The organism is Chryseobacterium sp. PET-29 (assembly GCF_025736815.1).
Classification (GTDB): Bacteria; Bacteroidota; Bacteroidia; order Flavobacteriales; family Weeksellaceae; genus Chryseobacterium; species Chryseobacterium nepalense.
In genome coordinates this window covers 1,755,050-1,775,310 of sequence record NZ_CP107053.1, presented here as the reverse complement: position 1 = coordinate 1,775,310, position 20,261 = coordinate 1,755,050, and the positions used below count along the sequence as shown (strand labels likewise).

Here is a 20,261-nt window from a genome sequence, read left to right as displayed (position 1 = left end):
TTTTATCAACTAATAAAAATAAAATGGAATCCCACACGGAAAAAATACTCATTACGGGTGCCTTAGGGCAAATCGGTACCGAACTTACTAACAGACTTGTTGAAATTCATGGAGCAGAAAACGTAGTTGCTTCAGGTCTTGACAGATGGCAGAAAGGTATTACTTCAGCAGGATATTATGAGAGAATGGATGTAACCAATACCCAGCTGGTGAGACAGATCATTAAAGATTATGAAATCACCACAGTGTATCATCTGGCTTCATTATTATCCGGAACTTCAGAAAAACAGCCAATTTTTGCCTGGAAGCTGAATCTTGAACCTCTTCTTCACTTCTGTGAAATGGCAAAAGAAGGACTTATTCAGAAGATTTTCTGGCCAAGTTCAATTGCTGTATTTGGAAAAGGAATTCCAAAAGAAAATGTAGGTCAGGACGTAGTGTTAAACCCGACTACCGTTTACGGAATCTCCAAAATGGCGGGAGAAAAATGGTGCGAATATTATTTTGATAAGCATGGAGTAGACGTGAGAAGTATTCGTTATCCGGGTCTTATTTCCTGGAAAACTCCTGCCGGCGGAGGAACTACAGATTATGCCGTAGAGATTTTTTACGAAGCGATTGAAGAAGGAAAATATACAAGCTTCATTTCTGAAAATACCGGAATGCCAATGCTGTATATGGATGATGCGATCAATGCAACGCTTAAACTTATGGAAGCTCCGAAAGAAAATCTCAGCGTACGTTCTTCATATAATTTAGGCGGAATGTCTTTTACTCCAAAAGAATTGGCTGAAGAAATTAAGAAAGAAATACCGGGTTTTGAAATCGATTATAAGCCTGATTTCAGACAGCAGATTGCTGATTCCTGGCCGGCATCAATTGATGATTCTGTTGCGAAAAAAGACTGGGGATTGTCTTATGAATATGGAATTTCTGAAATGACAAAAGATATGATTAAAAATTTAAGAGTAAAACTTAATAAAAATCAATAGGTAAACTATAGCTTTAAATATAAATTTATTTAACATCTGATTTTTAATTACTTATATTTTTTATTTAAAATTAACTTTAAATGGTATTATTAACTTTTAACATCGTAAATATTGTAGCAAAATGTAAAGATGGCGCTGAAGTTTCCGATGAGGAAAGACTGAAAATTTCAGAAAATAATACGAAAGCTATTTTAAGAATTTTAGATATACATGATATAAAGGCAAGCTTTTTCGTGGAAATTTCCTTAGCAGAAAAGTTGCAGAATTTACTAAAAGCAATTTCATCCCAAGGGCATGAAATTGCTTTTTACAATCAGAATTCAAGTCCTGAAGAAATAGAAGATACAAAAAGAATGACTCAGGATTTTTTGGAAAAGCAGATCAAGGGAATCCGCCAAAAGGACAATAAAATTTCTTATCAAAGGTTGAAATTGATGGAGTTCAGTTATATTTCAAATATTGATAATGCCGGTATACTTTTTCCTTTCAAAAGACTTAAAAGAGATACGGAGATTATTGAGCAGGACGGATTGAGTATTGTTCCGGAGAGTATCTCACCTTATAGCCAGCTCCCATATAATGATTTTGTGTTTCAGGTTCTGCCGATGAAGTATTACCGGAATATGGTTTTTGAAACATTAAAGAATGATGACTTTGTGCTGATCTATTTAAATTCCTGGCAGTTTACCGATTTCGCAAGATATCATTTTGATGTTCCTTTTTACAGAAGGCTGAATTCTGGCAAAAAAATGGAGGACAAACTGGATAATCTCCTCAACTGGATCAACGAGAAAGAAATGGCTACTTCCCGTATGAAAGATTACATTTTTTAAAGTTCTATTCTTCGTTTTTACAAATGGCCAGAAGATCTGTAGAATATTGCATTTCTTTTTTAAATACAATATCTTCATGGGAATACTGCGATGCAAAATCAGCTGAAGTATTGTCCTCTGACCGGAGTGGATTTTTATTCCCGGTCCTGATTTTTCTTAAAAGCTCAAATATCTTTTTCTGAACATTTAAAAGGAAAACTCTCAATGAGTAAGGATAGATTGATAAAGTGGATGGAAGAACTGCTATTCGCTGTTTTTTTGTTCTTTTTATTTCTTCTAAAATTAAATCTGAATCTGAACCTATTTTTAAAATTTCAACCTGTTTAAAATACTTTTTAAGCAATTTTTCCAGGCTTTCCGGTGTATATTCTTTCAGATGAAAAATATTCCAGGGTTGCTGAATATAGTTAAATAACCTGTATTTTTTATCCGGTGTGGAAATAATCAGGATTCCGCCGGGATTTAAAAGCTGTTTTAGCGCAGAAGTATATTTTTTATCATCAGGAACATGTTCAATAACCTGAAAGGAAGTAATAACATCAAATTTTTCATTTCCTAATTCAGCAATTGTTTTGAAATTCAGATTGGGAGCTTTATATTCCTTATTTGCAAAGTCTACCGCTTCCTTGCTGATATCAACACCAGTGACGCTTGCAGCAGTCAAAGAAAGCATGTGTGAACCATACCCCGAACCGCATCCGTAGTCTAAGACTTTTTTGTCTTTTACAAGTTTTTTGGCGTATTCATAGGTTGCAATATGCATTAAGTGCAGATACAATTCAGATTTATTGGCAAATTGCTGATGTATGATATGTCTTTCTCCCGTATCTTTCATTTTAATGTCTTAATTAGATGGATAATTATGCCAGTTCGAAAAGCGTGATTTCGGGCAAAACACCCACTCTTCCCGGATAGGCCAATACTCCAAAACCTCTGTTTACATACAGCATTTTTCCTTCACTTTCATATAAATCTGCCCATTTCGGATATTTGTACTGTACCGGAGACCATTTGATATTTTTAAGGTCGAGCCCAAACTGCATTCCGTGCGTGTGCCCGGAAAGGGTCAGATGAATGTTTCCAGAGTGTTTTTTTACAACATAATCGAAATGGGTAGGATCGTGGCTCATCAGGATTTTTGTAGCCGATTCCGGAACTCCTTTCAACGCATCATCAATTCTCCCGAATTGCGGAAAAGGTTTCAATCCCCAGTTTTCAACCCCCAGAATGTAGAGCTTTTCACCGTTTTTCTCAATAATGCGGTGCTCATTCCGAAGCATATCAAAACCGGCTTGTCTCTCATAATCAATCAATGTATCAAGGTTTTTTCTCTTTTCATCCGGTGAGTTCCATTGTACATAATCGCCATAATCATGATTGCCAAGAACGGCAAATTTGCCATCTTTTGCTTTAATCTTTGAAAACAACGGGATAAAGGGTTTGAATTCTTCAGCCACATTATTCACCATATCTCCTGTGAATAGTACAAGATCAGGATTTTGTTCATTGATAAGGTTGATGGCATGTTCCAGCTTGGAAGGATCCGAAAAACTTCCGCTGTGGACATCTGAAATCTGTACAATTTTATAGCCCTTGAAACTTTTCGGAAGATTATCAAAATTAATCCTTACTCTTCTTACTTTATGACGGTATTTTCCAAAGGTGATTCCATCAATAAAAAGAGCGGAAAGTACACCTCCGAGTCCTAATCCTACGATGCTTAAAAATTTTCTTCTTTCAGGAAAGAAATTCTCTGAAGATCCTGCAAGTCCGATCAGGTAGCCTCCGGTTCTCAGGATATCATCAATTAAAAGAAATAAAACGACAAAAATTTTAGGCAGAATGAAGATCAAAAATAGTGATATCATGATCTGGGCCCTCATCATACTTCTGTCGGCTCTGCTGAAGTTAGAAATTTCGTATGCGAAAAAACCGTATACTACTAGGGTAATAACCCAATAGCCGATCCTGATCCAGGAATTATCCGTAAGGGTTCTGATCGCCTGATAAATGTATGCTTCCAGCAGGAGGAAGACGGCAGCAATAATTAAAAAGTTTCTTTGCATAATCGTTTAAAAAAAGCACAAAGAATAATTTCCCTGTGCTTTTTGTTATTTTAATTAAATATTATTAAGGAAATCTGTAAACGATAGCATTGATATTCATTCCGGCACCTACCGAAGTCATCACAATGTTACCTTTATCTTTAAACGATTGACCTTCCATTTTTCCTTTAATTATTAAATCAAACATAGTAGGAATGGTTGCCACAGAAGAATTTCCGAATTCCTGAATCGTCATTGGTGAAATAGAATGATCATAATCTTTCACATTATAAAGCTTGTGAAGTCTTTCGATCATGGCATAATCCATCTTGGCATTGGCCTGGTGAATCAGAATTTTATTGATGTCTTCTATAGAAAGTCCCGCGTCTTCAATAGTTTCTTTTATTGCTGCAGGAACGTTTTTCAGGGCATATTCGTAAATTTTTCTTCCCTGCATTCTTACAAAAATACGCGTCTGGTCAGATTCTTTATTAATCGAAGGGCCATTTGCTAAATAATCCAGTTCCGGGCCGTTGTCACAAATGGTGTTGTGGGCAATGATTCCTACATTTTCATCGTCTGTTGCTTTTACAACAACAGCACCTGCACCGTCGGCAAAAATCATTCTGTTTCTGTCGTGAGGATCAGTTACCCTGCTTAATGTTTCTGCGCCGATTACAAGAATGGTTTTAGCTACTTTAGCTTTAATTAAGTTGTCGGCCAAAATCATCGCTTCCACCCATCCCGGACACCCGAACAGCATATCATATGTTACACATTTTCTGTTTTTAATGCCGAGCTTATTCTTTACTCTTGCCGCCATGGTTGGCATGAAATCCGCATATCCGTGTACCGTGACTTCTCCGAAATTGCTGGCATAAATAATATAATCAAGTTCTTCCTGATCTATTTTCGCATCTTCAATCGCAATTTTGGCAGCCTCGTACCCGATTTGTGAATTGGATAGATCTTCTTCTATGAATCTTCTGTTCTCAATTTCTGTAATTTCTACAAATTTTGCAATCGTTTCTTCAGCAGGTTTATCAATTTTCACCCCGTCTTCTGAATAAAAATCTGAACCTAAGAAATAGTCTCTCCCGATAATTCTGCCGGGAAGGTAAGATCCAGAACCAATTATGATCGTATTCGGCATTCGTTTAAATGATTTTTTAAAGATGCAAAGTTAATAATTAATATTAATAACAGAGAATTAAAAATATTATTAAATTTGCAAAAATTGTACTTTACAATCCTATGAAAAATAATGCATCCTTAAAAGGCTTACTTATTGCAATTGCGGCATTTATCTTTGCCTTTGGGATTTACTTTCTCTTTCTGGCCAAAAGGAATTATTATGTAGTGGACAATCCTACGGCAAATACATTCTATTATAAAATAAACAACGGTTCAGAAGGAACTATCGCAGGAGGGCAGACCGTTCACGTTGACCTTAATAAAGGGAAAAATTCCATTAAAGTGTTTGACCAGAATAAAAAATTGTTGTTTGATTCTGCTTTCGAAGTTAATAAAATAAGAGGGCTTATTAATATTGCACATCAGGATTATTATATCAATGAGCAGTATTATGGCTACAATCTTAAGAAAGATTCACTACTTTTGGCATTGGATAAAACCATAATCGACGGAAAAGCCTATTTTGGAGGAGCAAGACGCTTCAACAAACTGTTTACCGACGATTTTTACTATAACGTAGATGAGGATTATGATAAAGTAATCAAAAACGTTCAGAAGGTAGAGTCAAGATCAAAGATCTTCAGAAAACAGGATTACCTTAATTATTATAAAGAATATTACAAGTTTTAAGTTTTGACAAAAGATATTACCAAAATTACGCCCTACAACTCTGAAGCTACTAAAAAAAGCCAGGTAGAGGATATGTTCGACAATATTGCACCGAAGTATGATCTGCTCAATCATGTGCTGTCCATGAAAATTGATGTTTTATGGAGAAATACTTTAGTGAACTGGATGAAAAAAGACAGCCCGCAGGAAGTGCTGGATGTCGCTACCGGCACGGGAGATCTGGCCATTGCTGTTGAAAAAGGCACAGGCTCAAAAGTGATCGGATTGGATTTATCGCAACAAATGTTAAATGTTGGCGTTATTAAAATAAAAAAACTTAAATTAGACGGCAAAATTTCCATGCAAAAAGGAGATGCGGAAAACTTACCTTTCGAGGATAACAGATTTGATGCGGTATCCGTTGCGTTTGGAGTGAGGAATTTTGAAAACCTTACCAAAGGTTTGGCAGAGTTGAGAAGAGTTGTTAAAGATAACAAGAGTGTTTATATACTGGAGTTTTCAAAGGTTGAGGGTTTCATGGCGCCATTCTATATGTTTTATTTTAAAAATATATTACCTGCTATTGGCAGACTGGTTTCCAAGGATAATAGGGCATACACATACCTTCCGGATTCTGTAAATGCTTTTCCTTTCGGGGAAAAGATGAGACAAATTCTTTTAGATACAGGATTTAAAAAAGTTGAATATAAAAAACTAAGTTTAGGTATAGCCACAATTTATAAAGCAACAAAGTAACCTATGAATAAATTTTTATTAAAAGCACTGGTTTTAGCCTCAGTAAATGTTGCGTTGTTAGCAAACGCGCAATTCAGAACCCGAAACAGAATGGATAAGTTGGAAGACTTTGATGAGCAAAAGTTCAGCTGGGGTTTTTATCTGAATGGTAACAGACTAGACTACCGTATCGTTCTGAATCCAAGATATGGCTCAAGTAATAACCAGAATCTTGTTACCTCTAAAGAGAGTTACAGTTTTGGTGCCGGATTAATTGCAAAATGGAGACTGAACGATTATTTGGATTTAAGATTAGAACCAGGGTTACAATTCGGTCAGAGACAATTAACTTTCAATACGCAGTCTAATGATCAGTATGCAGCAGGTACTTTGACAAACGATCCTTTTATTCCTATTCCTTTGGCTGAAAAAGACAGAGTAAGAGAAATTAAAACAACTTTGGTTGACGTTCCTGTGTTGCTGGAATTCCATGGACAGAGATGGTACAATTCAAGACCATATGTTGCAGCAGGGGTTAATTATATTGTTAATCTACAGTCAAATTCAGACTCTACTGATGATAACCTACAGCAGGTTTTCAGATCTACAACACACAATTTTGCATGGTCTGCAGAAATGGGCATCCAGTTTTACTTTAATAAATTTAAGCTTACACCAGCAATCAGAGGAACATTCATTATGAATAACGAGATTGTGGCAGATAATGCGACAACACCTCCGTACTGGACTGCAGCAATGTCTACCTTACAGACAAGAGCTGTTTTCTTCGTACTGAAATTTGAATAAGAAAATAGTATAAGAGATAAAAAGGAGGCGCATTTGTGTCTCCTTTTATGTTTGAAATCAAAATATAAAGACTTTTATTTTTGTTAGTGTTAATATTTTGTTATTTTTGCTACTAGTTAGAATATACAAAACCTGAAATGCTTCAAGATTTAGAAAACAATTTTTCAGAATTAGAGAAAAAGATTTTGCTATTACAAAAGAATTACAAAAGTCTTACTGAAAAATTCTCGGAATTAAGCATGGAGCATGAAGACCTGAAAAAAAGGTATGATGAAGAAAGGAAAAAAAATCAGGTATTAGCAGAAGAACAAAAAAATATAAAACTTTATTCAGCAATATCAGGAAATCCTGAACACAACAGATTGATGAAAAATCACATCAACAGGTTGGTGAAAGAAATAGATTTCTGTATTGCACAGCTTCAAAACAGTGGATTATAATGGAAGTAAGAAGAATAACCATTAATATTGCAGGAAGAGTATATCCGCTGAACGTACCCGCAGCAGAAGAAGAAACGTTGCGTAAAGTTGGGAAGCAGATTGAAAATATGATTAAAGATTTTGAACAGAATTTCGATGTGAGAGACAAACAGGATGCTTTGGCAATGTGTGCCCTGAAATTAGGAACCAATGCGGAAGTAGTGTCTATGAACTACGAAAAAACAATACAATCTACCAACGAAAGATTAACAAACATTAATCAATCGTTGAATGAAACAGGGAAATAGATTTTTTTTCCCGGAAAGTGCTGCCTACAATAATTCTAACACATTAAAGGTAAACTCAACGCTAAACAATTACCGAACAAATGTCCATTGAATGGCGTGCCGGTTCGTCCGGATTACAGACAGTGGAAATCAGTTCAAATCGTGTTGATTAGGAGTTTACTCTCAATCTCTGGATTATTGTGGGCTTTTTTTATGTAATACAATTAAAACTCAATATACATTATGATAGAAGTTATAGTCGGCGTTGTTTGTTTAGTAATCGGAGCGGCAGTAGGAGTGTTTTTCTCCAAAAGTTCACTCAATACTAAAGCAAAATTTATTATAGATGATGCAAAGAAAAATGCCGAAAACCTTATAGAAAAAGCCAACGTACAGGCCGAGTCCATAAAGAAAGAAAAAAACCTTCAGGCAAAAGAAAAATTCCTGGAGCTGAAATCACAGCATGATGCTGATATTCAGGTAAGAGAAAAGAAAATGCAGGAGGTTGAAAAAAGGATTAAGGATAAGGAACACAAACTGAACGATGAGCTTAGCAAGGCCGGAAAACTGGAAAAGGACCTCGATAAACAAATCGCGGATTATGCCAAGAAAAACGAAATTTTAGATAGGAAACAGCAGGAACTTGATCTTGCAACCGCTAAAAAAGTTGAAATTCTTGAAAAAATTTCTAACTATACGGCAGAAGAAGCAAGAGCAGAATTGGTGGAAACCATGAAAGCAGAAGCCAAAACAAGAGCTCAGGCACACGTGCAGAGCATCATGGAAGAAGCTCAGCTTAATGCTAAAAGTGAAGCAAGAAAAATCGTAATCCAAACGATTCAGAGAATCGGAACCGAGCAGGCTATTGAAAATTCCGTATCAGTTTTCAATATTGAATCAGATGAGGTTAAAGGTAGAATTATCGGTAGAGAAGGGAGAAATATCCGTGCTTTGGAAGCAGTAACAGGCGTGGAAATTATTGTAGACGATACTCCTGAAGCAATTCTTCTTTCATGTTTTGATCCGGTAAGAAGAGAAATCGCCAGATTATCCCTTCACCGATTGGTAACAGACGGTAGAATTCACCCTGCGAGAATTGAAGAAGTGGTAGAGAAAACCAGAAAACAGATTGAAGAAGAAATCATTGAAGTAGGAAAAAGAACGATCATTGATTTAGGGATCCACGGATTACATCCTGAACTGATCAAAATCGTTGGTAGAATGAAATACCGTTCTTCTTACGGTCAAAACTTACTGCAACACTCAAGAGAAGTGGCAAACATTGCCGCAACCATGGCTGCTGAATTGGGATTAAATGTAAAATTAGCGAAAAGAGCAGGTCTATTGCACGATATCGGGAAAGTTCCTGAACAGGAATCTGAACTTCCTCACGCTTTACTAGGAATGCAGTGGGCTGAAAAATACGGCGAAAATGCAGAAGTGGTAAACGCTATCGGTGCTCACCACGATGAAGTGGAAATGACATCGTTATTGTCCCCGATTATCCAGGTTGCCGATGCGATCTCAGGAGCAAGACCGGGAGCAAGAAGACAGGTGTTGGAATCCTACATTCAGAGATTGAAAGATCTTGAATCTGCAGCATTAAGCTTCGATGGGGTTTCATCAGCGTATGCAATTCAGGCGGGTAGAGAACTAAGAGTAATGGTAGAAAGCGGCAAAGTGAATGACGAAGTCGCTTCCCAGCTGTCTTATGATATTTCAGAAAAAATCCAAAACGAGCTTACATATCCTGGACAGGTAAAAGTAACCGTAATCAGGGAAACAAGAGCTGTAAATATTGCGAGATAATCGATATACAAAGATATTTCATAAAAACCTTTCAAGAAATTGAAAGGTTTTTTATTTTTAGCAAAATTAAAACTCCGAGATGCAAGAACTTTCCACTTCTTCGAAACTGAAGTACATTTTTTCGATTCCTGTTATCATTTCCGCTTTGGGATACTTTGTTGATATTTATGATTTGCTTCTGTTCGGCATTGTACGAATTCCCAGTTTAAAAGCTTTACGCCTAAATCCGGATACGGATGGAACCTTTATTCTCAATGCACAAATGGTAGGATTACTGATAGGCGGCATATTTTGGGGAGTTTTCGGCGATAAGAAAGGCAGGTTGTCGGTTTTATTCGGATCCATACTGGTTTATTCTTTAGCAAATATTGCGTGTGGTTTTTTACCTTATTTTCCAAAAGAACATTTAGTGTATCAGTATGCAGGATTAAGATTTTTGGCAGGGATAGGTCTTGCCGGAGAACTTGGAGCCGGAATTACCCTTGTTTCCGAAAGCCTGCCGAAAAATCTGAGAGCCATTGGAACTTCTGTTGTTGCCGGTTTCGGACTGATGGGCGCAGTAGTCGCGCAGCTTACGGTAGAGCTGGCTGGTGGCTGGAATATTTCTTACATCATAGGAGGAGTACTCGGTATTTTATTATTATTCCTGAGAATAAGTGTTTCGGAATCCGGGATTTATAAAAATATTGAACACAAATCTGTTTCCAAAGGTAACTTTCTTACATTTTTTACCCATAAAGATCGTCTGATAAGATATTTGAAATGCATTGCAATCGGATTACCGACCTGGTATTGTATCGGGATTCTGGCGGTACTTGCCAATCAGTTTGCTCCTGAACTGGGAATTAAAGATCTGAGTCCAGGTAAAGCTATTATGTGGGCATATGTAGGAATTTCCGTAGGTGATCTGGCAAGCGGGTTTATTTCGCATCTTCTGAAATCCCGGAAAATGGCTATTTTTTATATGCTGATTTTTACCATTATAGGTGTTGCCCTCATGCTGTTTGGCAATACGGATACGGAAACAAAATACTATATTTTCTGTATCTGGCTTGGTTTGGGCACCGGATATTGGGCTATGTTTGTCACACTGGCAGCAGAACAGTTCGGAACAAATATCAGGAATACGGCAACTACCACTGTTCCCAATATGGTTCGTGGTTTAGTTCCGGTAATGATCCTGGCTTTTGATTTTTTTAAAAATGATTTCACGGTAATTGTAAGTGCCGCATTGGTAGGTGTTATCGTTTTTACACTTGCTTTCTACTCATCGCTTACGATTTCCGAAACTCACAACAGGGATCTGGAATTTACAGAATAAATTCAGCTGTTTAAGAAATAAATTAGTATAGTTTACCGTTATAAAAATATTAAGTTGAACAAAATAAATTAATTATAAAATTTAATATTAAATTATGCTGTGAATAATTAATATTTGTTTAACTTTGAAACTGTAATTAATCACCAAAACCAAATCACAATGAAAAATTTTTTGAAAAACGCCACAAAATTAAAAAAAGCTGATCTTAAAAACATTACGGGTGGTATTAGCGGAACGCCTGATCTTTCCCTTTGCGGATGCGACTGCGCAGGATCTGTAACAGGCCCTAAATATTGCATCCAATACATAGCATGTCCACAAGTATATACTTGTAAGGATCTTGTATAAAAGAGAATTATTTCATTAGAAATAAACATTTCCACATTTAATACGCAGAAGCCTTTTGGGATTACCAAAAGGTTTTTGTAATTATTGAAACTGCTGTTCCGCATGCAGGTTTTAAAAATTAATTTTCAGGAGCTGTTCCCGCTTTCCGCACTCGCTATTTTTATAATTTTCGGCGCGGCATGAAGCCGCCGCCGAAAATTATAAAAATGAGCTCAGACAATTGCTGCAATCGGGGCTAAAGTTGCAGACATCAAAGAGATATTTAAATTAAACTATAAGTATAAAGTTTCAGGAAGTATCTTTCCGAATTGAATTATGGAATTATAATGCACCCTGAATTTGGAAATTCTGCGATCATTTTACAAATCTTCAAAATTCTTATTGTTAAAATACCTGAACCTGCTGTTTTTAGCTTCCCCGATTTTTTGTTTTGTGTAAATACTGTTATTTCCTGAAAATAAATAAGCTACAATACAGGCAATGGCAACATATATTCCACATTCTGCACCAAAAAGCTCAATTCCCATCAGAGTGCAGGCAAGGGGAGTATTGGTAGCACCTGCAAAGACTGCTACAAAACCCATTCCCGCCAGTAATCCATAGGGAAGCGGAATGAATATAGACAAAGCGCTTCCCAAAGTGGCTCCGATGAAAAATAATGGGGTAACCTCACCTCCTTTAAATCCCGCTGAAAGCGTTACGACTGTAAATAACATTTTCAGCACAAAATCATACAAAGGAAGCTGTTCTCCGAAAGCTTCTTCAATAACGGGAATTCCCAATCCGATATATCGTGTTGTTCCCATTGCAAAAACCGCTGCGGCAATAATAATTCCTCCAACAAAAGAGCGTAAAGGCGGATATGCAAATTTTGATTTAAAGATAAAACCTCCATAATGCATTAGCCTGCTGAAAGCAGCAGCACAGATCCCGAAAACAATTCCTGCTATCACAGAATAAATAAAAGGCAGAAAATCATTTTTAGGGATTACTCCGATAAGATATTCTGTATGATGAACATGCCACAATCGGGTAACCTGATCTGCCAGAATAGCGGATGCAAAAGCCGGAAAAATACCATTGTATCGAATTTTTCCTATGAGAAAAACTTCAAGCCCGAAAACCGCTCCTGCCAATGGAGTTCCGAACACAGAACCGAATCCGGCAGCAATTGCTGAGATGATAAGCACTTTTCGATCCTGCTCATTCAGCTTTAAAAGTTTTGTAAATTGGTCTGAAATAGCACCTGCCATTTGTAACGCTGTTCCTTCACGCCCTGCCGAGCCCCCGAAAAAATGGGTGGCAATAGTTCCGATATAAACAAACGGGGCCATTTTAAAAGGAATGATTTTTTTCGCCGGTTCATGAATGGTTTCGATGAGAAGGTTGTTTCCCGCTTCCACATCTTTTCCAAAGTAATAATGCAGCATTCCAACAGCAAGTCCGGCAAGCGGAAGAAAGGCAATCAGCCAGGCATGGCTTTCCCTGAAACGGGTTGCCCACGACAATGATTCCAGAAAGCCTGCGGAAGCGGTTCCTGCAGTGATTCCAATGATTAAGCTAATGAAAAGCCATTTAATGACATATAACAATGCCGGGTATTTACGTGAAAATAAACGAAGTTGAAGTTGTATTATGTGAGTATGGGTTCTTTGTTTTGGAGACATAATTTTCCTGATCAAATTATTGTTAATAATCTTTCTTAATCAGGCGTCATCAGCTTTTTGAAAGCGGTTGGGTAAGGAAGAACACCATTTCCTTTTTGTTGTACAAAGATAAAAATTATTTTAAAAAGAAACGGTTTTTAGCAATAAATTCGTTGCTGATGCAGATGCTTTCAAAAATATCTTTATCACTGGAATCCTGCTCCAGGAACCAGTATTGAAGGCCCGCCTGCTTTCCGGCTTTAAAAATCCGCTCAAAATCTATGGTTCCGTTTCCTATTTCTGTAAAATCTTTTGAACCTTCTTTCATGTCTTTAATATGCCACAGCGGAAATCTTCCGGGATATTTCTCGAAATACATCAGAGGATCAATTCCTGCCTTTGAAATCCAGTAAAGATCAAGCTCCATTTTAACCAGTTCCGGTGAAGAATTTTCTAAAATAAAATCATAAACATTTCGGTTGTCATCAAACTTTTCAAATTCAAAATCGTGATTATGGTACGCAAACTGAATTCCGGCTTCTTTTGTGACTTTTCCTGAATTTTCAAGCAGTTCAGGAAGTTTCTTATAGTTTTCCAAAGTTCGTTCTTCCGGAAAAAGGTAAGAACAAACCATATATTCTGAACCGATAAAATGAAGATCTTCCACAGATTTTTCCCAGTTATAGAGTAAAGTTCCCTGTCCTTTATTAAAATTTCCTGTTATATGATGTGAGCTGATGACTCTCAATCCTGTATTTTTAAGAATGCGCTGAAATTCCTGAGGGGTTTTTCCGAAAAAAGTACTGTTGTACGCATAGATTTCCAGTCCGGTAAAGCCCATGGCTGCCAGTCTTTCGAGTGTTTTTTCAGGGTTTGCCGACATTGCATCCCGTACGGTGTATAACTGAATTGCCAATGTATTTTGTCTTTTTTTAAATGGAGAAATTCCACAGGAATATAAACCTAAGAATCCCAAGGATGAAAGCTTGATAAAATCTTTTCTATGCATTACAGGAAGGGTTTCATTTCATCTTCAATCTGTGTACGCAGCTGCATTAGCCGTATAGCGTACTGTTCTTTCTGTCTGTCTTCTTCGGTTTCGGGAATCCATTTCGGGACCGGAAGTTTTTTTCCGTTCTCATCAACCGCCACAAATACAATGATACAGTGTGTTTTCTTATCGAATTTAGGCTGCTTAAGGTTTCTGGAGAAGACATTGATGGCGATATGCATGCTTGAAGAACCTGTGTAGATCACCTGCGCTTCCACTTTTACAATTTCCCCTATTTTTATAGGTTCATAAAACCGGATTCCGCCCACGTATACAGTAACCGAATAATTCCCGCTCCAGGTGGTGGCACATGCATAGCCGGCCTGGTCAATCCATTTCATCACGCTTCCTCCATGCACATTTCCTCCGTAATTTACGTCTGAAGGCTCAGAAATAAACTGAAAAGTCACAGGTTTGTTCTCCATTCTTTTAAAATTTGAATAAAGGTATTTATAATTTTTAAAATTTTAGATTAAATCTTACTTTTGAAGAATGAAAATGAATATTTTCTGTTAACGATTAGAATATTATTTAAATGAAAAAAGTTTTTCACCTGAATACGTGTGATACCTGCAGAAAGATTTTAGCGCAATTTGATTTATCAGACTGGGAATTGCGCGAAATCAGAAAAGAACCGGTTACGGAAGAGGAATTAGCCGAAATGTATGAGAAAACCCAATCTTATGAAACATTATTCAGTAAAAAGTCTGCGCAGATCAAATTGAGAGGCCTGGATGTAAAGTCTTTAACAGAAAAGGATTTTAAAGAATTGTTATTGGATCATTATACGTTTTTGAAGCGTCCGGTTTTTATTACCAATGATAAAATTTTCGTGGGAAATGATAAGAAAAATGTAGAAGCGTTGCAGGAGTTTTTTGGAGTGAAGTCGTAGATATACTCAAGTTCTATAATAAATCTTAATGAAAAAACTTCATTTCCTTGTCATTACAACGGTAATTTTAAATGCTTTTATATTAATTGGAGCTGGCCATGGCTTAGGGATTCTGATTATTTATGAAATTTTAAGTCCTGAATTTATTTTGACAGGCTCAAATGCTATTAATTGGGATCACTACGATGGAAGATTGGTTCCTGTTGCATTTCTGTCTTTGCTGTTTCAGCTATTGCTTTTGTTTAGTTTAAAAATTAAGAAAAGGCAGTTGCAGAAAATATGGATCAATACTTCCTGTATAACCTTAATACTCGTATTTTTTATTTTGGTTAAAGATTTTTCAGAATCTAATGTTGATACATTATCGCTAATAGGTGGAATTCCTTTTTTATTATCATCTCTGTTTCTATTATATAAAGTTAACTCAGATAAAATTTCAGATTTATAAAGAATAGCATTGTACAATTACAGAACTTTCGGTAACATTTTTTGATGTACTCTCAAACTAAACCTCACAGGTTTTCAAAACCTGTGAGGTTTTATCTTTAAAAATAACTTATAACCAAAATATTCTGCCGGAAGTCTCAAACAAGGTTGCGGGAAACAAAATGCAATTGCCGGAAGTCTCAAACAAGTTGCGGGAAACAAACTGCAACTGCCGGAAGTCTCAAACAGGTTGTGGGAAACAAAATGCAATTGACGGAAGTCTCAAACAAGTTGCACGAAACAAACTGCAGTTGCAGAATCATAATTTGGTTGACCAAATTCCAGCCCGGATAGAAACGGCATCCTTTTTCTTGGTCGGCGGGAGCAAAGCTCCCGCCGACCAAGAAAAAGATAAAGTGGATAGCCGGATCAAGCTCCTAAAAAATAAAAACCCGCTAAAGGCAGGTTTTATGGTATGTTTTGAACGTAGTCAAAATTTCGGTTTGACAAAGTAATGTCAAATTATACAAAAGGCGCTTTCACCACTTTGGCAGGAATATTTTTGTTTCTTACCTGGATGAAGATCTCAGAACCGATTTTAAAGTGAGGCTTATCTACGTAAGCAAGACCTAATCCTACTTTTTTCATTGGAGATTGTGTTCCGGAAGTTACTTTCCCGATCACGTTGCCTTCTGCGTCTACAACAGGGTAATCGTGTCTCGGAACTCCCTTGTCGGTCAATTCGAAACCAACCAGTTTTCTGGTAACGCCTTCTTCTTTTTGCTTGGCAAATGTTTCTTTCGAAAGAAAATCTTTGTCAAATTTGGTGATCCATCCCAATCCTGCTTCAATAGGCGATGTCGTATCATCAATGTCGTTTCCATACAGGCAAAACCCTTTTTCAAGACGCAGCGTATCTCTGGATGCCAGTCCGCAAGGAATGATACCTTCTTCTGCACCTGCTTCAATAATAGCATCCCAAAGCGTTACCGCATCTTCATTTTTAAAATAAATTTCAAAACCGCCACTTCCGGTGTAACCGGTATTGGATATGATGACATCATTTACTCCTGCTACGGAACCTACGGTAAAGTGATAATAAGGAATTTCTGAAAGATTGGTTTCCGTTAATTTCTGAAGAATCCCGGTAGCTTTCGGACCCTGAACTGCCAGTAAGGACATATCGTCTGAAGCGTTCGTCATTTTCGCTCCGAAAGTATTATATTTTGAGATGTGATCCCAGTCTTTATCAATGTTTGAAGCATTAACAACCACGAAATATTTGTCGTCTTCCATTTTGTAAACGATAAGATCGTCCACGATTCCTCCGTTTTCGTTAGGAAGGCATGAATACTGGGCTTTTCCATTTTCCAATGCATCTACATTATTGGTTGTAACGTACTGCAATAGTTCTTTGGAACCCGTTCCTTCAATGAAAAACTGTCCCATGTGAGAAACATCGAACAAACCTGCCTTTTCTCTTACGGCAAAGTGTTCTTCAGTAACTCCGGAATATTGTACAGGCATTTCAAAACCTGCAAAAGGTACGATTTTAGCGCCTAAAGATACGTGCTTGTCGTACAATGCTGTTTTCTTCATAGTTAATTTTTATTTCTATTTCTTTATTTTAAAACTGTCAAAAGCTTCATTGAAAAGCTTCATAAAATTGCCGTTCCAGTATTTCTGTCCGCAGTTGATGGAAATCAGGTACAGGTCTTTATCTTTCTGGTAGACTTTGGTAAGCCAAACGAGCTTTTCTTTTTCGTCAAGGTATTCGTAAAAATATTCTGTATATCCTTTTTTGCCGCTTTTAGAAATTACTTTCTTTTCGTCATCGGACGATTTGTAAAGGGCAAGGATGAATTTTTTAGTTTCGGATTTCGGCAGATTCAGGCCATGATATTCCGAAATGGTAATGGCTCCTATCTGGCTTGGTGGAAATATATTGACTATCTCGCTGTCATTGGTGACTTTCCAGCCTTGAGGATAAATGATAGAGTAGTTTTCATGATCATATACCTCTGTTGGAATTGATTGTGCCATCAATAAAGTTCCTGTTAAAAGAACAAATGCGAGAAAAATTTTTTTCATGAATTAAAATGGTGTTTATATTCATCAAGGATAATCTTGAACCACTCTGTGAAATTTTCAGGATTTCCGGCTATTTCTTTGTCGAGATCCTCCATTGAAATATATCGTATTTCTTCTACTTCATCTTTATTAAGGTGAAATTCTTCTTCAAAAATCCCTGTAAAAACGTGATCAAGTTCATGTTCCCATAGCCCGTTTCCTACATCTGCCTTATAAATAAAGCTGAATTTTTCTGAAAGTTCAGCGTCAATTCCCAACTCCTCTTTCATTCGGCGTCTGGCTCCCTCTAAATATGTTTCTTCAATTCTGGGATGAGAGCAGACCGCGTTGGTCCACTTTAATGGGGAATGATATTTTCCGGAAGCTCTTTTTTGTAAAAGCATTTCACCGTTACTGTTGAACAAAAATACAGAGAAAGCACGGTGCAGAAGGCCGTTGATGTGTGCCTGCTGCTTTTCCATTAAACCGAGAATTTGATCTTCGGGGTTTACTAAAACTACGAATTCTTCCATTTCTACAAATGTAAGCGTAATATATGTATTCTGAAAATTTTTGGTAAAACATCATGATTTTGATATTCAAAGATATCTGTAAATGGACGTTATCAAAAAAAGAAAATTTTTAACTTAAATTATATAAAAGAGTTATTGTAGTTAAAATTATTCGCTAATTGTCAAATTTTAGTTTAAAAATTTTACATTTAATAAGTTTAGCAGGGCTTATTGATGTAAAAAACGTAACTTTGCCATTCAATTTTTTATGATGGAATTAGAGTACAAAGATCACATTAGCCCTATCCTGAAAGACGGCGTAAAAAACTACCTCATTGATATCGATGGAACCATTACAGAGGACGTTCCGAACGAAGAACCAGAAAGAATGGTTACCTGCGAGCCTTTTCCCGATGCATTGGAAACCATCAACAAATGGTATGATGAAGGTCACCAGATATGTTTTTTCACATCGAGAACAGAAAACCTGAAACAGATTACCATTGACTGGCTGGATAAACACGGTTTCAAATACCACAGTGTATTATGCGGAAAGCCAAGAGGTGGAAATTACCACTGGATCGATAATCACCTGGTAAGAGCAACACGGTATAAAGGTAAATTTACTGATCTTGTTGAAAAACAGGTTACCATTGAAGTTTTTAAAGAAGACGGAGAATAAAAATTTAATTCAAAGATTAAACGATTAATTTTTGGGTTAATCGCTAGTCTTTACTTTAATCTACAAAGTTTATGAAAGTTTTAGCAAACGACGGCCTGGATCAATCCGGTATTGATGCACTCACTGAAAAAGGTTTTGAAGTAATCACTGCAAAAGTTCCTCAGGAGTTTTTGATGGATTATATTAATGAGCATAAGATCCGCACATTGCTGGTACGAAGTGCCACACAGGTCAGAAAAGATATTATTGACAATTGTCCGTCCCTCGAAATCATCGGGAGAGGTGGTGTAGGAATGGATAATATTGATGTGGATTATGCCAGAGAAAAAGGTATTCATGTAATCAATACGCCTTCAGCTTCTTCAGAATCGGTGGCAGAACTGGTTTTTGCCCATTTGTTTTCCGGAGCAAGATTTTTGCAGGATTCCAACAGGAAAATGCCTTTGGTAGGTGATTCCGAATTTGCAGCCCTGAAAAAAGCATATGCAGCCGGTATTGAACTGAAAGGAAAAACAATCGGTATTGTAGGAATGGGAAGAATCGGGCAGGAGGTTGCTAAAATTGCACTCGGCCTTGGAATGAGAGTGGTAGCAGCAGATAGCAATGTGGGAAGAGCAAGTATTAAAGTAACTTTCTATAACAACCAGTTCATCAATGTTGATATCGAAACGGAACCGCTACAGGATGTTCTTAAACATTCAGATTTTATAACGCTTCATGTGCCGGCGCAAAAAGACGGATATATGATCGGTAAAAATGAATTTGAAATGATGAAAGACGGAGTTGCCATCGTAAACTGCTCAAGAGGTGGTGTTATCGATGAAACAGCATTGATCGAAGCCTTAAATTCAGGAAAAGTGAAATTCGCAGGACTGGATGTTTTTATCAATGAGCCTACACCTTCCAAAGAAATCCTCAATCATCCGAAAATTTCCATGACACCACACACCGGTGCTTCAACACTGGAAGCTCAGGATAGAATCGGGCTTTCATTGGCAGAGCAGATATCCAGTATTTTACAGATTCAGTAGTACAATATTAATCACAATAATAAAGCACTTCATACGAAGTGCTTTTCTTTATATATTATTTTTAGTTTTAAGTAAATCTCTTATTTCTGTAAGTAATTTCTGGTCTTCAGTAAGTACCGGTGGCGAAGGTGCTGTTTCCGGTTTTTTATTAAGACTGTTTACACCTTTAATAAGAAGGAATAGAACAAAAGCAACTATAAGGAAGCTGATAACCGAAGATAAAAAATTACCATACTTTACTCCTCCCCAGGAAAGTTCTGCAATATTTTTAACATTAGCCTTTTCCAAAGCCGGATTCAGAAGAAGTGGTGTAATGATGTCATCAACAAATGACTTTACAATGGCACTGAACGCAGCACCAATGATGACACCGACTGCAAGATCAAGCACGTTCCCTTTGAACGCAAATTCTTTAAATTCTTTAACAAATCCCATATTTATATTTTTTAATTATTGTCTAAAATCAGGTTAATTTACAAAAAAATATGTAATTGTTTCATTTTAATTCCTTCTTTAGCGAATAATTTGCGTAGATAAGGGCTGCTTTCTAAT

The 20,261-nt window shown here is 36.8% G+C and carries 24 protein-coding genes and 1 riboswitch; of the genes, 14 read left to right on the top strand and 10 right to left on the bottom strand.

What is annotated here, in order from left to right:
* Positions 1-23: 23 nt before the first annotated feature.
* Both ODE14_RS07760 and ODE14_RS07755 read left to right on the top strand, forming a co-directional pair.
* Entirely contained in the window at positions 24-992 is a 969-nt protein-coding gene (locus tag ODE14_RS07760; protein WP_263603614.1) for an NAD-dependent epimerase/dehydratase family protein, read from the top strand.
* Positions 993-1,072: 80 nt separating this feature from the next.
* Positions 1,073-1,825 (top strand): polysaccharide deacetylase family protein, encoded by a 753-nt coding sequence (locus ODE14_RS07755; protein WP_263603613.1) that lies wholly within the window; start codon positions 1,073-1,075, stop codon positions 1,823-1,825.
* Positions 1,826-1,829: 4 nt separating this feature from the next.
* Here the strand turns inward: ODE14_RS07755 and ODE14_RS07750 are convergent, their stop codons facing one another.
* The 3 genes from ODE14_RS07750 to ODE14_RS07740 all read right to left on the bottom strand — a co-directional run bounded on the left by ODE14_RS07750 (position 1,830) and on the right by ODE14_RS07740 (position 5,023).
* Entirely contained in the window at positions 1,830-2,660 is an 831-nt protein-coding gene (locus ODE14_RS07750) for a class I SAM-dependent methyltransferase (RefSeq protein WP_263603612.1), read from the bottom strand.
* A gap of 25 nt (positions 2,661-2,685) precedes the next feature.
* A complete protein-coding gene (locus ODE14_RS07745; protein WP_263603611.1) occupies positions 2,686-3,891 on the bottom strand; it encodes a metallophosphoesterase in 1,206 nt (401 codons plus the stop codon).
* Between the two features lie 64 nt (positions 3,892-3,955).
* Positions 3,956-5,023 (bottom strand): 3-oxoacyl-ACP synthase III family protein, encoded by a 1,068-nt coding sequence (locus ODE14_RS07740; RefSeq protein ID WP_248392383.1) that lies wholly within the window; start codon positions 5,021-5,023, stop codon positions 3,956-3,958.
* Between the two features lie 101 nt (positions 5,024-5,124).
* Between ODE14_RS07740 and ODE14_RS07735 the strand changes: the two genes are divergently transcribed.
* The 7 genes from ODE14_RS07735 to ODE14_RS07705 all read left to right on the top strand — a co-directional run bounded on the left by ODE14_RS07735 (position 5,125) and on the right by ODE14_RS07705 (position 11,051).
* Entirely contained in the window at positions 5,125-5,694 is a 570-nt protein-coding gene (locus ODE14_RS07735; RefSeq protein WP_248392385.1) for a hypothetical protein, read from the top strand.
* 3 nt (positions 5,695-5,697) lie between these two features.
* On the top strand, positions 5,698-6,429 hold the full coding sequence (gene ubiE / locus ODE14_RS07730) for a bifunctional demethylmenaquinone methyltransferase/2-methoxy-6-polyprenyl-1,4-benzoquinol methylase UbiE (protein ID WP_066437096.1): 732 nt from the start codon (positions 5,698-5,700) through the stop codon (positions 6,427-6,429).
* A 3-nt stretch (positions 6,430-6,432) separates the two neighbouring features.
* On the top strand, positions 6,433-7,215 hold the full coding sequence (locus ODE14_RS07725; protein ID WP_248392387.1) for a porin family protein: 783 nt from the start codon (positions 6,433-6,435) through the stop codon (positions 7,213-7,215).
* Positions 7,216-7,352: 137 nt separating this feature from the next.
* The gene (locus ODE14_RS07720) at positions 7,353-7,655 is read left to right on the top strand and encodes a hypothetical protein (RefSeq protein ID WP_248392389.1); all 303 of its coding nucleotides are present in this window, start codon (positions 7,353-7,355) and stop codon (positions 7,653-7,655) included.
* Complete coding sequence (locus ODE14_RS07715; protein WP_248392391.1) at positions 7,655-7,942, top strand: cell division protein ZapA; 288 nt, start codon at positions 7,655-7,657, stop codon at positions 7,940-7,942. The genes ODE14_RS07720 and ODE14_RS07715 overlap by 1 nt, the downstream gene beginning before the upstream one ends.
* 222 nt (positions 7,943-8,164) lie before the next feature.
* Positions 8,165-9,730, top strand: a complete 1,566-nt coding sequence (gene rny, locus ODE14_RS07710) for a ribonuclease Y (RefSeq protein ID WP_248392393.1) — start codon at positions 8,165-8,167, stop codon at positions 9,728-9,730.
* 79 nt (positions 9,731-9,809) lie between these two features.
* On the top strand, positions 9,810-11,051 hold the full coding sequence (locus ODE14_RS07705) for an MFS transporter (protein ID WP_263603610.1): 1,242 nt from the start codon (positions 9,810-9,812) through the stop codon (positions 11,049-11,051).
* Positions 11,052-11,758: 707 nt separating this feature from the next.
* Here the strand turns inward: ODE14_RS07705 and ODE14_RS07700 are convergent.
* The 3 genes from ODE14_RS07700 to ODE14_RS07690 form a co-directional block, all read right to left on the bottom strand.
* The gene (locus ODE14_RS07700) at positions 11,759-13,066 is read right to left on the bottom strand and encodes a voltage-gated chloride channel family protein (RefSeq protein WP_263603609.1); all 1,308 of its coding nucleotides are present in this window, start codon (positions 13,064-13,066) and stop codon (positions 11,759-11,761) included.
* 33 nt (positions 13,067-13,099) lie between these two features.
* Positions 13,100-13,167, bottom strand: a riboswitch (Fluoride riboswitch).
* A 14-nt stretch (positions 13,168-13,181) separates the two neighbouring features.
* Positions 13,182-14,054, bottom strand: a complete 873-nt coding sequence (locus tag ODE14_RS07695; protein ID WP_263603608.1) for a sugar phosphate isomerase/epimerase family protein — start codon at positions 14,052-14,054, stop codon at positions 13,182-13,184.
* Positions 14,054-14,521, bottom strand: coding sequence for an acyl-CoA thioesterase (locus ODE14_RS07690; RefSeq protein ID WP_169229910.1), 468 nt, complete (start codon positions 14,519-14,521; stop codon positions 14,054-14,056). Before ODE14_RS07690 ends, ODE14_RS07695 begins: the two co-directional genes overlap by 1 nt.
* Before the next feature lie 110 nt (positions 14,522-14,631).
* Here ODE14_RS07690 and ODE14_RS07685 point away from each other — a divergent pair, with 110 nt between their 5' ends.
* From ODE14_RS07685 to ODE14_RS07675, 3 genes are all read left to right on the top strand, one after another.
* The gene (locus ODE14_RS07685) at positions 14,632-14,988 is read left to right on the top strand and encodes an arsenate reductase family protein (RefSeq protein WP_263603607.1); all 357 of its coding nucleotides are present in this window, start codon (positions 14,632-14,634) and stop codon (positions 14,986-14,988) included.
* A 28-nt stretch (positions 14,989-15,016) separates the two neighbouring features.
* Positions 15,017-15,436: a hypothetical protein gene (locus ODE14_RS07680; protein ID WP_263603606.1), complete on the top strand. Its 420-nt coding sequence runs from the start codon at positions 15,017-15,019 to the stop codon at positions 15,434-15,436.
* A gap of 160 nt (positions 15,437-15,596) precedes the next feature.
* Positions 15,597-15,929, top strand: coding sequence for a hypothetical protein (locus ODE14_RS07675; protein WP_263603605.1), 333 nt, complete (start codon positions 15,597-15,599; stop codon positions 15,927-15,929).
* 7 nt (positions 15,930-15,936) lie between these two features.
* Here ODE14_RS07675 and gcvT read toward each other — a convergent pair whose 3' ends face one another.
* From gcvT to idi, 3 genes are read right to left on the bottom strand one after another with little or no spacing between them, the layout of a single operon-like run.
* Positions 15,937-17,013, bottom strand: coding sequence for a glycine cleavage system aminomethyltransferase GcvT (gene gcvT / locus ODE14_RS07670; RefSeq protein ID WP_263603604.1), 1,077 nt, complete (start codon positions 17,011-17,013; stop codon positions 15,937-15,939).
* A 15-nt stretch (positions 17,014-17,028) separates the two neighbouring features.
* Positions 17,029-17,505, bottom strand: coding sequence for a hypothetical protein (locus ODE14_RS07665; protein WP_263603603.1), 477 nt, complete (start codon positions 17,503-17,505; stop codon positions 17,029-17,031).
* A complete protein-coding gene (idi, locus tag ODE14_RS07660) occupies positions 17,502-18,017 on the bottom strand; it encodes an isopentenyl-diphosphate Delta-isomerase (protein ID WP_248392415.1) in 516 nt (171 codons plus the stop codon). Before idi ends, ODE14_RS07665 begins: the two co-directional genes overlap by 4 nt.
* 250 nt (positions 18,018-18,267) lie before the next feature.
* Between idi and ODE14_RS07655 the strand changes: the two genes are divergently transcribed.
* Both ODE14_RS07655 and ODE14_RS07650 read left to right on the top strand, forming a co-directional pair.
* Positions 18,268-18,678, top strand: coding sequence for a phosphoheptose isomerase (locus ODE14_RS07655; protein WP_029294086.1), 411 nt, complete (start codon positions 18,268-18,270; stop codon positions 18,676-18,678).
* A gap of 71 nt (positions 18,679-18,749) precedes the next feature.
* A complete protein-coding gene (locus tag ODE14_RS07650) occupies positions 18,750-19,709 on the top strand; it encodes a D-2-hydroxyacid dehydrogenase (protein WP_248392416.1) in 960 nt (319 codons plus the stop codon).
* 48 nt (positions 19,710-19,757) lie between these two features.
* Here ODE14_RS07650 and mscL read toward each other — a convergent pair whose 3' ends face one another.
* Positions 19,758-20,144: a large conductance mechanosensitive channel protein MscL gene (gene mscL, locus ODE14_RS07645; protein ID WP_263603602.1), complete on the bottom strand. Its 387-nt coding sequence runs from the start codon at positions 20,142-20,144 to the stop codon at positions 19,758-19,760.
* Positions 20,145-20,261 lie beyond the last annotated feature (117 nt).